This window comes from Rhizobium sp. SVR5-9E (genome assembly GCF_056755095.1).
This window is the reverse complement of sequence record NZ_JBNDHS010000011.1, coordinates 32,006-46,399: the sequence shown is the minus strand read 5'-3', so window position 1 is coordinate 46,399 and position 14,394 is coordinate 32,006. Positions and strand designations below refer to the sequence as shown.

General features: G+C 59.6%; 11 protein-coding genes and 1 pseudogene. 4 read left to right on the top strand and 8 right to left on the bottom strand.

The annotated features are described in order from the left end of the window. Nucleotides 1–12: 12 nt before the first annotated feature. A complete protein-coding gene (locus ACPYOJ_RS08270; RefSeq protein WP_481415856.1) occupies nt 13–1,839 on the bottom strand; it encodes a putative bifunctional diguanylate cyclase/phosphodiesterase in 1,827 nt (608 codons plus the stop codon). 257 nt (nt 1,840–2,096) lie between these two features. Here ACPYOJ_RS08270 and ACPYOJ_RS08265 point away from each other — a divergent pair, with 257 nt between their 5' ends. From ACPYOJ_RS08265 to ACPYOJ_RS08250, 4 genes and pseudogenes are all read left to right on the top strand, one after another. Next, nucleotides 2,097–2,237, top strand: a complete 141-nt coding sequence (locus ACPYOJ_RS08265) for a hypothetical protein (RefSeq protein ID WP_481415807.1) — start codon at nt 2,097–2,099, stop codon at nt 2,235–2,237. A 21-nt stretch (nt 2,238–2,258) separates the two neighbouring features. Next, nucleotides 2,259–3,542, top strand: a pseudogene (locus ACPYOJ_RS08260) (amidase family protein); the annotation flags it as partial. Between the two features lie 288 nt (nt 3,543–3,830). Beyond that, on the top strand, nt 3,831–4,088 hold the full coding sequence (locus ACPYOJ_RS08255; protein ID WP_481415806.1) for a DUF302 domain-containing protein: 258 nt from the start codon (nt 3,831–3,833) through the stop codon (nt 4,086–4,088). Nucleotides 4,089–4,159: 71 nt separating this feature from the next. Further along, nucleotides 4,160–4,729, top strand: coding sequence for a TetR/AcrR family transcriptional regulator (locus ACPYOJ_RS08250; protein ID WP_481415805.1), 570 nt, complete (start codon nt 4,160–4,162; stop codon nt 4,727–4,729). A gap of 457 nt (nt 4,730–5,186) precedes the next feature. On the opposite strand, the gene ACPYOJ_RS08245 is transcribed toward ACPYOJ_RS08250, so the two are convergent. The 7 genes from ACPYOJ_RS08245 to ACPYOJ_RS08215 all read right to left on the bottom strand — a co-directional run bounded on the left by ACPYOJ_RS08245 (nt 5,187) and on the right by ACPYOJ_RS08215 (nt 14,319). Next, nucleotides 5,187–6,134 carry an ABC transporter permease gene (locus ACPYOJ_RS08245; RefSeq protein ID WP_481415804.1) on the bottom strand — a complete coding sequence of 316 codons (948 nt, stop codon included), beginning with the start codon at nt 6,132–6,134 and terminating at the stop codon, nt 5,187–5,189. After that, on the bottom strand, nt 6,131–7,720 hold the full coding sequence (locus tag ACPYOJ_RS08240) for a sugar ABC transporter ATP-binding protein (RefSeq protein ID WP_481415803.1): 1,590 nt from the start codon (nt 7,718–7,720) through the stop codon (nt 6,131–6,133). The genes ACPYOJ_RS08245 and ACPYOJ_RS08240 overlap by 4 nt, the downstream gene beginning before the upstream one ends. Before the next feature lie 69 nt (nt 7,721–7,789). Then, entirely contained in the window at nt 7,790–8,944 is a 1,155-nt protein-coding gene (locus ACPYOJ_RS08235; RefSeq protein ID WP_481415802.1) for a substrate-binding domain-containing protein, read from the bottom strand. 52 nt (nt 8,945–8,996) lie between these two features. After that, nucleotides 8,997–10,574, bottom strand: coding sequence for an aldehyde dehydrogenase family protein (locus ACPYOJ_RS08230; protein WP_481415801.1), 1,578 nt, complete (start codon nt 10,572–10,574; stop codon nt 8,997–8,999). A gap of 49 nt (nt 10,575–10,623) precedes the next feature. Further along, complete coding sequence (locus tag ACPYOJ_RS08225; protein ID WP_481415800.1) at nt 10,624–11,607, bottom strand: ABC transporter permease; 984 nt, start codon at nt 11,605–11,607, stop codon at nt 10,624–10,626. A gap of 11 nt (nt 11,608–11,618) precedes the next feature. Continuing rightward, entirely contained in the window at nt 11,619–13,094 is a 1,476-nt protein-coding gene (locus tag ACPYOJ_RS08220; protein ID WP_481415799.1) for a sugar ABC transporter ATP-binding protein, read from the bottom strand. 151 nt (nt 13,095–13,245) lie between these two features. Continuing rightward, a complete protein-coding gene (locus ACPYOJ_RS08215) occupies nt 13,246–14,319 on the bottom strand; it encodes an ABC transporter substrate-binding protein (protein WP_481415798.1) in 1,074 nt (357 codons plus the stop codon). Nucleotides 14,320–14,394: the final 75 nt, after the last annotated feature.

Here is a 14,394-nt window from a genome sequence, read left to right as displayed (position 1 = left end):
TAATGGCGCGGTCTAGACCCCTGCCCGCAATAAAGATCTGCTGCTCGTAGTATGATGCGAAGATCGCTGACTGCGTTCTCTCAGCAACGTTGCCGTCTGCAGGCGATCGACTGCCTTTGAGAAAAGAAATCCTTGACCAAGCCTGCAACCGAGCTTTTCCAGCTGTTCGGCCTGTGCTTCGGTTTCTATCCCTTCCGCGACCACCCGGACACCGAGGTTGCTGGCAATGCGGATCAGTCCCTCGACAATGAACACGCCAGCATCTCCGGGCTCCATCCGATCGACAAGAGACTTGTCAATCTTAAGGATATCGACGGGTGTCGTCAGTAGGTGGGTAAGGGAGGCAAAACCGGTTCCGAAGTCATCCAGGGCCACTTTCAGACCTTCCGCCCGCAACGCCTTGATCTCCGCGGCAACAACATGATCGCGCTGTCCAAGATAGACCGCCTCTGTCACCTCAAGAATGACGTGATCGAGGGGAACTCCAGCCTCGTCAAAAGCTTTGCAGATCTTTTCCCTCAAGGCTCCGCCGCGAAAGTCTGCGGCGGAGAGGTTGATGCCGACATGCTGGAGAGGGAGACCCGCGTCAAGCCAGCTCCGCATGTCGCGCGCCACTCTTGTCATCATCCGCTGCGTCAGTTCGGCAGCCACGCGCGCATCCTTGGTGGCTTCCTGGAAGTGCGCGGCGGCGATGACCTCGCCTGACGGCGTGGTTATTCTGCACAAAGCTTCGAAGCCGACAACTTCTCGGGTATCGATGCGCACGACGGGCTGGTAGTGCGGACTGATGCGGTCCTGCGAGAGCGCAAGACTGACATCCCGAGCAGCCCTGAACCGCCTCGTTATCGCAGTGCCGAGACCACGGTGAAACTGGAAATAATGCCCGCGGTTGTTTTCCTTTGCATGATAAAGTGCCACGTCGGCATTTCGACGGATCTGATCGGGCGTCAGGCCGTCTTCTGGTAACGCCCCGCCGATGGTTGCGGCGGGAAAGACGACATGACCGTCACATTCGGCTGGCAGTGCCAATCCTGCGAGGATCTCAGTCGCTGTCCGTTCCAGATTGAGATCCTGCTTGGGAAACACGATCAAGGCAAATTCATCACCGCCGAGCCTGAAGGTAAACTCTGGCTCAGCGGCCGCGCGGAAGCAGTCCGCAACGGCCCTGATCAGCGCATCGCCGGCCGCATGACCGAACGTATCGTTCACGAGTTTCAGATTATCGACGTCGGCAAGCAATATTCCCCATGGGCGCTCGAAGATATTCAGCTCTTTCAGGATCCGGTCGAATGCAGCACGGTTCGGGAGCCCGGTTAGAGCATCGGTGTAGGTCAGGCGCTGGCGCTCCATAACCCGTTCTTCGCGATCGATGGCGATCGAGCAAAGATGGACGCAAGCGTCGACGACCTCATGTTCCAGCTTGCTCGGGCCTCGCGCCTCCCCGTAGTAAAACGCGAATGTGCCGACAACGCGGTCGCCACTCTTGATCGGGCTCGACCAACAGGCGCGGATGCCGATCGGCACAACGAGCGAGCGATAGTCCACCCAGCGCGGGTCCGTTTCGACGTCGGTGACGATCACCGGCTCCGCATGGTAGGCGGCCGTGCCGCAGGAACCGGCCAATGGACCGGCCTTCAGGTTTTCGATCGCCGCCGAAAACGACGCCGGGAGCGACGGGGCCGCGAGCGTATGCAGGCAGCGTCCATCATATGCCAGGACCGATGCGGCGATGCCGGGGATCATGGCTTCCACTCTCAGGCATAGCTGCGACATCGTACTCGCCAGGGGTTTCCCTTTGGCGATCATTTCAAGAATGGCATTTTGTAACTCTAGGATCATCATGCGGCGTCTCGAAAGGAAGGCCTTCTCTATCAATCACGGTTTCAGATCTGGTTACCTGACTGATTAAAGTTTGAGACGTGAGGCCTGTCTCGGTCCTCGCATGAGTCACATCTGTCCGAAGCTGTCGGAAATGTCCGTAGAATCCTCATTGCATTATGTCCATAATGTAATATTATGATCGTAATTTAATGGCCTCGACCATTGTCGAGGTTCGGCGAATTCCACCCGTAAACCCAGTTAAAACGGAGATCCCCATGCAAGAGAGACCGAATTCCACTCAGGCTGTCCCCATCGAACATCATCCCACGATCGGCGTTGCAGAGGCCGTGCGGGCCTTGGAGAACGGCGGTCTCTCGTCTGAGACATACGCGGGGATGCTCCTTGACTGGGGCTGACAGCATTCGGATTTCAAAACGTTCATTACAATCGATGAGGAGGCCGTACTCACTGCCGCCCGCCAAGCCGACAAAGCGCGCGCGTCCGGCACGTCCGGGCTACTCCTTGGCGTCCCGTTAGGTGTCAAGGACAGTTACCTGACAGCGGGTTTGCGCACGACCCTTGGGGTCAGCAATCTGAAGGACTTCGTGCCCGCGCAGGACGCCGAGGTGGTTGGCGCGATCAAGGAAGCCGGCGCGATCGTGTTCGGAAAGAACAACCTCGTCGAAATGTCATTCGGGCTCACTGGCGACAACCATACCTTTGGCCAGGTGAAGAACCCTCGATTCCCTGCTCGCGTCAGCGGAGGATCCTCTAGCGGATCTGCCGCCGCGGTCGCAGCCGGGATCGTTCCGGCAGCTTTCGGAGGAGACACTATCGGTTCGATCAGAGTGCCGGCATCCTTGTGCGGCGTGGTCGGTTTCAAGCCGACGACAGGGCGTTGGCCGCGAAACGGCGTCGCGCCGATTTCCCATGTTCTTGATACGACCGGCGTGTTCGCCCGCAATGTCGAGGATTGCGAACTCATCGATGAGGTCGTCACCAAAACACCCGCATCGCCGTCAACCGGTCTAGGCGGATTGAAAAGCGTATGGTTCGCCTATGCACCAAAGCAGTATCTCGACCTGGTCGATCCCGAGATCGAGGCGCGTTTCAACGACGTCATACACAGATTGCGCGATGCCGGCGCTGAAGTCGTTGAGATCGATCTCGGAGAGGGTTTTTCAGAGCTCGCCGACACGGCGACATGGAATATCTTCTTCCATGACACAATGGCAGCCATATCCGGGTTTCTCAACGAGAACGGCATTCCCACGTCCTTCGAAGAAATTTACAGAGACCTCAAGCCAGGTCTGAAGGAAGCGTGGCAGCACCATGTTCTGCCAAGCGGATCCAAATGGCTTTCTGAAGACGGCTACAACGCCGTATTGGCCCGTGATCGGCCGAAACTTCAGCGCTTATTCAGCGATGCATTCGCAACGAGCGGCGCAGAGGCGTTCCTCCTGCCGGCGACGCCGTGCGCCGCACCGGAAATTGGCAAGGAAAACAAGTTCTTGATCGCAGGGCAGGAAGTGACCTTCGCCGCGTTAGCCAAGAACACCATCCCTGCAAGTGGCGCCGGCTTGCCGGGGATAAGTCTTCCCATGGGCAATGTGGGCGACAGTCTTCCGATTGGCCTCGAGATCGATGCGCCCTTTGGCCAGGATCGCAGGCTGCTGTCCATCGCCCGCCGGGTTGAGGCGCTAGGCATCTCGTCCCTGTGAACAGCAAGCGGCGCAGTACGATGTACTCGCCCAATCCCTAACGGAAAAAGGAAGATCAACCATGGCAAGCACAATCGACATCCAAACGGTTCAGGTAGAACATGTCACGATCCACTCGGGCAACGACTTTCGTGCGGTCAGGTCGAAACTCGAAAGCATCGCCCCAGGATCGACGACGGCATCTTCACGCTCCTTCGTTACGGGGAGACAGCCCGAGCCCTTCGTGAACTCGAGGCGCTCCCGGCACTATCGATTTTCGGCTTCAGGGATCACGGTGCGGCGGTTCAGGTGGCAGGCCTGCATCGCCAGGCGATACAGTACGACATCGGCAATCCGCTGACCGCCACCAGAATGACCCGGCACCGCATCTCCGCCGGCCTCTATGCGCCCATCCGGGTTCTCCTTCGCGAAGACGGTGATGGCGTCGCATTCGAGTACGATCGCCCGATCTCCACATTTGGGCAATTCGCTGAGCCTGATATCGACGAGGTCGCGCGGAAGCTTGATAAAGATCTGCAAGCCGTGCTTGAATCGGCGGCCTCATAACTGACTACCTCGGCCACCTCGCTCGCAACGAAGCGTCGTTGCACAGGTCCAGGCATATACGGAAGACATAAATGCGTTTTGAAAAAGGTCACAAGGAAACCACGCGGCGTCGGATTATCGACGTCGCTTCCAAGCGTTTTCGCAGAGAAGGTGCGGCAGCTGCGGGCCTCGCAGGCATCATGTCGGAGGCGGGCCTGACGAACGGGGCCTTCTATCCGCATTTCGAATCGAAAGAAGCCCTCGTAAGGGAGGCCGTCGTGAGCGCTCTTTCAGATCAGCTCGCGAATTTAGAGGCTAAAATAGCGAGCCAGGGCCTCGAGAATGTCATTCGCGACTATCTGAATATTCGTCATTTGCAAGGGAGCGAAGACGGCTGCCCTTCGGCCGCCCTCTTGCCTGAAATCGCACGGCAACCGGATTCGACCCGTAAGGCTTATGAAGACGGATTGGCGCGTTATATTGAAGCCCTGGCTTCTTATCTTCCGCCCGCGCCATCGTCCTCCCCGCACGACCGTGCGTTGGCCATCTTCAGTTTGATGGTCGGCACGCTTCAGATCGCACGAGCGATCGCTGAACAGTCGAAGGCAATGGAAATCCTCGAAGGTGGCGTCCAGGCCGCGCTGAGATTGGCTGGGCCATAGCTGAAGTCCAGGCGTCAGTGAAGCAGGTCGAAGACCAGTCCCATTGCCAGGTCGGTGGACGGCTCTGCTCTTGAGCGGGCTCGAAGTTTCGGCACCATACCTGTCTTCTCCGCGTTTTTCTTGCGCCGTCGATCAGGATTGTGCTGTACCGATGTTCACGCAGGACGGCGCGATCAGTTACCTTCCCATCGGTATCGTTTTATCATGCACCGCGGTTAAGTAAAACCTCAGCATTGCCCCGTTTTCGCGGAGTGTATTGTTGCAAACCAAGACTGGGTCATATTCCGGTTTTCTTGCATGATCTTCCTGTCAACATGGTCGGCCATCGAGACCTTAATACGGAAGCGTGCGCGCCGGGTCGAAGTCTTTCAACGCGCCAAGATTGCCAATACCGAGCGAAAGAAGAGAGTTATCCGAGAAGACATTCAAAGGTGACTCAGGCGGGTCGGATTCCTCTCTAGCGACGATTGACTGAAACCGCGAGGATGATGATCACGCCCTTGATCACTTCCTGAATGCTTGTCGAAAGCCCTAGGACGAGCAGACCGAAGCCGAGAATGCCGATAAAGATCGCTCCGACGACCGAACTTACAATCGATCCATAGCCGCCAAAAAGGCTCGTCCCGCCAATGATGACAGCGGCGATGACATCAAGTTCGAGCCCGGCACCCAGGCTCGGATTGCCCGCTGTCGAGCGTGCGGCGAGCATCATTCCGGCAAGAGCTGCCGTCATACCCGAGAGGACAAAGGCTGCGATCTTGACGCCATTCGTCCGCACGCCGGAGAATTGCGCCGCAACCGGATTGCCGCCTGTCGCGAAGACTCGCCGGCCAAAAGCCATCTGGTGCAGAAGATAATAGCCGACGACCGTGAGACCAACGGTCCAGAGGATCGGCGCCGGAATCCCAACGATCGAACCGTTCCAGAAGATCGCCGAAAAGTCGTCATTGAGGATAGGAACCGGGCGGGTGTCCGTCACGGTCAGGGCAAGTCCCGAGAAGATCGACAGCATGCCAAGGGTGACGAGGAAGGACGGTATGCGCAATCTGGTCACCAGCAGCCCGGATATGGCTCCCACGGCACCGCCAAGCAGGAGCACGAGCAGCGGCGCGAAGAATGTCGGCACGTCTCGCTCATAAAGCATGGCCAGCATCATGCCTGAAAAGCTAGCCATCGAGCCGACCGACAGATCAATCTCGCCGCAGATAATTACGAACGTCATGCCGATGGCCATGACCGATACGATCGCCGTAATGCGAAGGACGGCGGTCGCGGTGGTCAAGGATGCGAAGTGCGGGGCAAAGATGATGAAGTACAGCGTGATCAGCACGAAAATGCCGTAGGTAATATGATTGCGCGCGAAAGATACGGCGCGTCCCAGAAAGGGGGAAGTCTCTTGTTTCATGCTCGTTCTTCCTTCTTGGGCAAAGACATGTGTCTGGCGGCTTCGTTCTGCAGCAGCGAGCGCAACTGGCTTTCATTCTCTGCGCGGTCGATGCTGCGTGGTACACGACCGGCAGCCATGACGAGGATGCGATCGGAGAGATCGATCAGTTCCTCCAGCTCGGAGGAAATGAGCAGGACGCCGACACCGGTTTCCGCCGTGCGGCGCACAAGCGCCCGCATCTCGCGCTTGGCGTTGATGTCGACGCCGGAGGTCGGCTCGTCGAGAATGAGGAGCTTCGGCCCCATCGCGAGCCATTTCGCGAAGACGACCTTCTGCTGGTTTCCGCCCGAGAGCTGCTGCGCCGGTTGATGCGGGCCACGGCACAGGAGGCTGAGATCGGTGCGATAGCGGTCGAAGAGACTGTTGATGCGGCCGGCAGCGACGGGAGCCAGACCGCCGAGCCTGGAAAAGCGTGACAGGCTCGGCAGAGCGAAATTCTCCGCGAGCGAGCGGCCGCCGATCAATCCCTCCAGCCGCCGGTCTTCCGGCACCAGAGCGACCCCGGCTGCGATTGCGCGCGGCACGCTGCCGGGCACAAGTGCGGTGCCGGAAATTGTAATCTGGCCGCGCGCATCAGGCAGCATCCCGAACAACGCCTTTGCGAGCGTCGAGCGGCCGCTGCCGACGAGGCCCGCCAGACCGACAACCTCGCCAGGCGCAATATCGAACGAGATCGCATCAAGCTTGCGTGCGGTGGAAAGATTGCGAACACCGAGGGCGGAGAAGCCTTTGACGGCAGCGCTCACCCGATTTGCCGATACCGGAACGTCCTGCGGCTGATCTGCCGTTTCCGTGTCGCGCGGACGGGACATCAAGGCGGCGATATGATCGATGGATGTTTCCTCCGGGCGGAAAGGGCCGACGATGCGGCCATCCTTGACAATCGATATGCGGTCACTCAGCCTCAGGACATCGGCCATGCGATGACTGATGTAGACGATGCCGATTCCGGTCGCCCGCAATTGCGCAATGGTGGAGAAGAGCGTTTCCTCCTCCTGCACCGTCAGCGAAGACGTCGGCTCGTCCATGACGATCAGCCGCGCGCGCCGGGAAATCGCCTTCAGAATTTCCACCATCTGGCGCTGGGCGAACCCCAGTTCGCCGACGGTATCGGTGGACTTCAGTGCGAACCCGTGTTGCGCAATCAGCGCATCCGCCTCGCGTATCATGCGCTTGCGATCAATGCGGAACCCCGGCGCCCGCGGTTCCCGCAGCAGAAAGAGATTTTCTGCGACCGAACGATTGGGCAGAACGCTCAGCTCCTGAAAGATCATCGCGATGCCGCGATCCATCCGGTCACGCAAAGCGAGCGCCGTAACGTCACTGCCTTCGAGAAGAATCCGGCCCTCATCGACCTGGTGCACGCCAATCAGCGCCTTCATCAGGGTCGATTTTCCGGCACCGTTCTCGCCAAGAAGCGCATGCACCTCGCCGGGCCGCACCGCGAACGAAACATCCCTCAGCACCTTGTTGGCGCCGAATGATTTGGAAATGTTTTCCATGGCGATGATCGCGAATGTCGCAGGTTCGGTCGGGGTCGGCAAGAAGGCCTCCTGTCACTTTATCAGGAATGACCCGGCACCGATCGCGCCGGGTCGGATATCACCACTGGTTCAGAAGCACTTGTCGTTGCAGAGCTTGATCAGGGCTGCCGAAGGTTCCTCCTTGGTCACCTGCTTCAGGGCGCTGAGAAGATTGGTCTTCTTGACGCGCAAGGTCGGCACGGACACGTAAGGCGGCACCTGCTTGCCCAGAAGTGCGAGCGCGGCGACCTTGGCCTCGGCGATGCCCTGATCGTAAGGCTGCTGTGCACCGACCGCGAGGAACTCGCCGCGCGCGACATTCACCGCGCTATCGGCTGCGAGATCGTTCGTGGTGACGATGATGTCGCGGCCAAGCGTCTTGGCGGCGGCAACGGTCTGCTGGGCAGGCGTATCCCAAGCGACGAATATCCCCCTCATATCGGGATTGGCCGTCAGCATGCTGGTGGCGACCTCATAGGCCTTTTCAGGCGAGGTGAATGTCCCGACCGCATCGACCTTGATGCCGGGATACTGGGCGAATGCCTTTTGGGCACCGACCTTGCGGGCCGCGACGGAGTAGTAATAATCGTAGACGAGGGTCAGGATACCGACTTCGCCCTTTCCGTCGATCGCCTTGGCGAGTTCGTCGGCGGCGAAGAACGCGTTCTTCTCGTTGTCGGCGGCAACCACCGAAACGTAGTCCTTGCCCGGCGCCATGTCGACCGGAACGTTGTCGAGGAAGACGAGCTTGATGCCCGCGGCAGCTGCCTTCTTGTAGGCCTCCGACTCCGACTTCGGATCGATCGGGATGGAGAAGATCACATCGGGCTTGCGTGCGATCATCTGCTCCAGGTCGCTGATCTGCTGACCGACATTGAATTTGGCGTCCGTGGTGCCGACAACCTTGACGCCGAAGGATTCGAGCGTCGAGGTGATGCCGCTCACCTGAAGGTGCGGCCAGCCGGCGTCCATCGTATGCATGACCAGACCGGCCGTGAACTTGCCCGTTTTCAGCTTTGCGATGTCCTCATTCGAAAGCTTCAGCGTATCGGCGGAAACCGCAGGCGCACCATCCGGATAGCCGGGCACGACCTGTCCGGTCGGAGACAGCGGCAAGGGTTCCATCAAAGCCGTGGCTTCCGCCGGGATGTTGTCCGGCCACTTGTAGTCGGCCGCCGAAGCGCGAACTGCGGCAGTGCTTGCAACGGCAAGCGCAATTGCTGCTAACGTCCATTTCATAGGCATGCGTTTCTCCCAATTTGAAGTCGTGACACCCCCACGGCGGCACGATCTTTCCTCACCTGCAGTAACGAGAATTCTGTGGCTCACGCAGCGATGCGGCGAGCAGCGCCCTGCGAAACCTGCGGCCAGCCGTGTGTCGGCCGGCCGCAGGTTCAACGGCTGCGCCGGTCAGGCGTCGTTGACGTAGAGGGTCTTCATGCGCAGGAGGCCTCGATTCCATGCTTGCCGTCTTCTCCGCCGAGCCCGCTCTTGCGATAGCCGGTATGGAAACCGTGCGGGCTTTCTCCCGATGGGCGATTGACGTAGATTTCGCCGAACTGCAATTCGGTGACGCTGCGCATGATGCCGCGGTGATCCTGGGTGAATACGTAAGCCGAGAGGCCGTATTCGGAGTCGTTTGCGAAGGCGAGCGCCTGATCGAAGTCATCGACCGCCATTGCCGCGATGACGGGACCGAACGTTTCCTGAAGCATGACATCGACGTCGAGGTGACGGAGAACACCTTCGCGAAGAACCAGTGGCCGCGCTCAAACTGGGGCTTGTCGGCCCCGGCGGGCTGATCGCCGTTCAGCAGGGTTGCCTTTTGTTCGACGGCGCGGGCAACCATCTGCGGGAGCTTCGTCACTTCCCCACCGCTGATGCGAGGACCAATATTGACGCTGGTCGTCGGATCACCGACGGTCAGCGCGCTGATGCGCGCAACAAATTTTTCCATGAACTCGTCATGGATCTTGCGATGCAGATACATACGGTCGTTGCATGTGCTGACCGAGCCGCCCGCGAAAAATTTCGAGACCACGGCCGCTTCGACCGCCTTGTCGATATCGGCATCCTCCATGACGATGAAAGGCGCCTTGCCGCCAAGCTCGAGGCGCACGGGTTTGATCAACTCAGCGCCGAGAGCGTAGATCTCGCTACCGGCGCGAACCGATCCCGCCATCGAAACGATGTCGGTGCCACGATGAGAGACAAGATGCGCGCCGACCGAGCGGCCGTCGCCGGTGATCACGTTGACGACACCTTCCGGAATACCGGCCTGACGGCACGCCAGCATCAGCGTTGTCAGCGGCGTCAACTCGTGCGGCTTGATAACGACGGTATTCCCGGTCACCAGCGCAGGACCAACCTTGCGGGCAAACAGTGCGGCAGGGAAATTCCAGGCTGTGATGCCGACGGCCACGCCATAGGGGACGCGCGGGATCCAGATCTGTTCGTTCCGGTTTTCGCTAGGCATGATCTCGCCTTCGAGACGGCGCCCGCTTTCGCCGGCATAGCGAAGCAGCAGCGCGCAGAACCCGACATCGATACGCGATTCCGGCAGGATCTTGCCTCCCTCGGCGGTCAGCATTTGTGCCAAGGTTTCGCTGTGGGCATCGATTAGATCGGCGAGCTTGTGTAGGAAGCCTGCACGCTCCATCGGTGTCCGGGCATTCCAGGCGCGTTGCGCCTTGCGGGCGGCCGCAACCGCGCGGTCCGCATCTTCCAGCGACCCGGCCGCGACGGTATCGACCTTCGTTTCATTCTTGGGATTGAAGATATCGCGCCGCTCGCCGCTCGCCGATTCCACCCAATGGCCTTCGATAAAATGCTGCCCGTTCCCGATGCCGAAATTCTGCAATGTCAAACTTGTCACCAACTTAGCTCCTGTGTCCAGACGGCACGCGATGAGAAATTCGATCTCCTCATTTGATGATGCCTATTTTCTTTCGGTCGATCGTCACGAATACGGAGAGGACGAGGACCAAGCCTTTTACGAGGTTCTGGAAATACGGATCCACACCGACAATGTTCATCCCGTTGGACAGGATGGTTATGATCAGCGCGCCGAGGATTGTTCCCTGGAGGCTGCCGATCCCACCGGTCAACGGCGTGCCGCCAACCACAACTGCGGCAATGGCATCGAGCTCCAGTCCCTCGCCAAGCTGGGCGGTCGCCGACATCGCACGGGCGCTCTGCAGAAGACCCGCCACACCACACAGGAACCCGAGCAGGGCGAAGATCGCGATCTTCACACGATCGACGCGGATGCCGGTCAGCAGAGCGATACGCTCGCCCCCGCCGATAGCACGCACTTCGCGTCCGAACACGGTGAGGTTCAACATCACCGCCGCGATGACGATCATGACGATTGCGATCAACAGGGAATGCGGAATGCCGGCGGTACGCCCGGAATAGACGTCCAGAAACATCTCGTTCTCGATGGAGACAGGCGCGCCGCGGGTAAAAAACAGCACGATGCCGCGGTAGATCACCATGGCGCCAAGCGTCACGATGAAGGACGGCACCTTGCCCTTGGCCACGATCGTTCCGTTGATCGTGCCGCAGAGCACGCCTACGGCGCAGGCCGGAATGATGGCGAAGACGCCGAGCGTCGACGATGTCACGGCCGCCACCAGCGCCGACAGCGCGACGATTGCCCCGACAGACAGATCGATCGATCCGGCGATGATGACGAACGTCATGCCGAGCGCGGCCACCAACAGAACGACCGCCTGTTGCGAGACAATCATCATATTGTTGAATTGCAGGAAGCGGGGCGAGGCCAGAGTAAAGATACCCGCAAGAACGAGCAGCAGCAGAATAGGGAAAAAGCGGCGCATATCCACGCGATTGAGGCAACTCTTACCGTTGGCTGATGCGGGCTCCCGGGCAGACAGGTCGGACATCGAGGCACTCCTTAAATCATGGACCGGATCACGACATCTTCCGTCGTGGCGGCCGGATCATCGATCTCGGCCGATACGCAGCCGCCGCGCATGACGACGATGCGATCGCTGAGCCCGATGAGTTCGTTGAGATCTTCACTGACGACCAGAATGGCGAGGCCGGATGCGGCGGCTTCACGCAGCGATAGATAGATTTCTACGCGTGCCCCGATATCGACGCCGCGGGTGGGATTGTTGAGCAGAAGGACACGCGGACCAATGGCCAGGCACTTGCCCAGCACGACCTTCTGCAGATTGCCGCCACTGAGCGAGCCTGAGCGGGCAGATGCCGAACTGGTCTTGATCGTCAGCCGTTCAATCAGCGACTGGGCGAGCGCATTTGCCTCCTTGCGGTCGAAAAGCGGTCCGCGGCGTGGCGGCTTCGCCATCACCAGATTGTCCAGCACCGATGCGTCGACAATCAGCCCTTCGGCGGTGCGATCGCCCGGCAGGTAGGCGATGCCGGAGCGCCAAGCATCGGCCGGCGAGGCAAAGGATTTCTGCTGCCCTTCGAGCACGACCTTGCCGGATGCCGGCTTCACCGCGCCGGCGGCCACCTCGAGGAGACGCTCGCCACCTGCGCCCTTCAAGCCGCCAATGCCGACGATTTCGCCTTCCATGACAGACAGTGAGACAGGCTCATGGCGATCGGTCACGATATTATCGAGACGCAGCCTTTCCTGCTTCGACCGCGTGATGGCACGTTGCGGATAAAGCCCCTTGGAGAGGTCGCGCCCCACCATGCGGCTCTGGATCTGATCGCGGTCGAGGTCACCCGCCGCGAAATCGCCGACCTTGAGTCCATCTTTCAGAATGGTCAGGGCATCCGCCACCTCTTCGACCTCAGCAAGGTGATGCGAGACGAAGGCGACGATCAGTCCCTGCGCCTTCAGCGCCCGCATTGCGCCGAGAACGAGGTTGACCTCGCGGTGATTGAGAAAGGCCGTGGATTCATCGAACAGGACCGCACGCGGCGACGTCGAAAGCGCGCGCGCCACCTCGATACATTTCCACTGTCCGAGATCGAGTTTATTGAGCGGTTGGCGCACTGATATCTCGGCCGAAAAGCCATCGAGCAGCGCCTGCGCATCTTGCTGCAGTTTCTGGTAGTTCAGGAAGCCGTTGCGCCGATAACGGGCGAACTGCCCTGTGAAAATGTTCTCCGCGATCGACAGGGCCGGATTTATGGTCATTTCCTGGAAGACGAGGCCAACGCCGCGCTCACGCGCATAGGCGGCATTGCGAGGAGCGTAGCGATCGCCATCGATGGTCATGCTGCCGGCGTCAGGACGCTCGGCTCCGGCAAGGATCTTCATAAGGGTCGATTTGCCGGCACCGTTCTCGCCCACCAAAGCATGAATCCGGCCTGCCCGAAGCGTCAGGGAGACTCCCGACAGTGCCCGGGTGGTTCCGAAGCTTCGCTCGATATCTTCTGCGACGATCTGCACGGAACACGATCCTTGGTGAGGAGACATACGTCTGGCGGACGCGCGCGGCCGTACTCGTTTTCTCGAGAATGCGCGGGCGGGCTGCGATAAGGCTTGCTGGTCATCAGAGATAACGCCGGCCAGGTCATGCCAGCCGGCGTCGGAGGCCTGATTACTTCGAGTATTTCAGCTCGAACGACGCGGCAGCGGCGTTAGGCGTGTAGGTCTTGGAATGCGCCTTGAAATCGTAAGGCGGCACACCTCCCGGGAAGTCGGCTTCGAACTGCGCGACACGGTCATTGGTCAAAGGCAACAGCGTCAGCTTGACTTTGTCAGCATCCTTCGGCACTGCATGACCCTTGATTTCGTCATAGAGCATGGTCAGCGCAAAGCCGCCCTGCAGCCAGTGGCCGCCGATATCGAACAGAAGCTCGCCGGATTTGACGGCTTCGACATTCTCAGGATTCAGGTCCATCGCCACCACGAAGATGTCCTTGCCCGGCTGCTTGCCGGCGTTCTTCAACGCCGTCATGACGCCGGTCGCCGTGCCGCCATTGGCAGCCCATACGCCCTTGATGTCGGGGTGGCCCTGATAGAGGGATTCAAACACGGTCTGCGAGGTGTCGCGTACGAAATTGCCGTCGACTTCACCTGCGACCACGACTTCAGGATGAGACTTCAAGGCATCCTCGAGCCCCTTGCGGCGATCGATTGCCACCGATGTGCCTGCGGTACCGTTGACGACACCGATGACTTTCTTGCCGGAGGCGTCAGGCTGGACGGCGGCAAACAGGGCTTCGGCCATCTGGCGGCCGGCATCCTCGTCGCTCGGTCCGACAAAAGCGCGATAATTCGGAAAACGTGAGGTCTGCGGATCGAAATCGGGATAGCTGTCGGTCAGGATGACAGGAATGTTGGCGTCCTTGGCGAGGGTCAGGCCTCGGGCAGCAGTCGCCCAATAGGGTGTGAAGATGATGCCATCAGCCGGCTTTGCGACCAGATCCTCCAGCGACTTGATCATCTGATCCGGCTTGTTATCGGCGTTGAGGACAACAAGATCGACGCCGAGCTCGTCGGCCCCCTTCTTGATGAAGTCGACGTAATTGTTCCAGAACTGCGCCGCCAGTGTCGGCACGACCACGCCGATCGTCGGCCTGCCGGAATCGGCGGCAGCGGCGGTCGTGACGCTCAAAAGCAACGGCGCGACAACTGAGACCATTACCTTGCGTATGTGTTTAGCGATCATGTTTTCCTCCCGAACCGGCTAGACTGGCAAGATCTGACCGGGCCGGAGCCGATCAGACTGGAAATGGCACAAGGT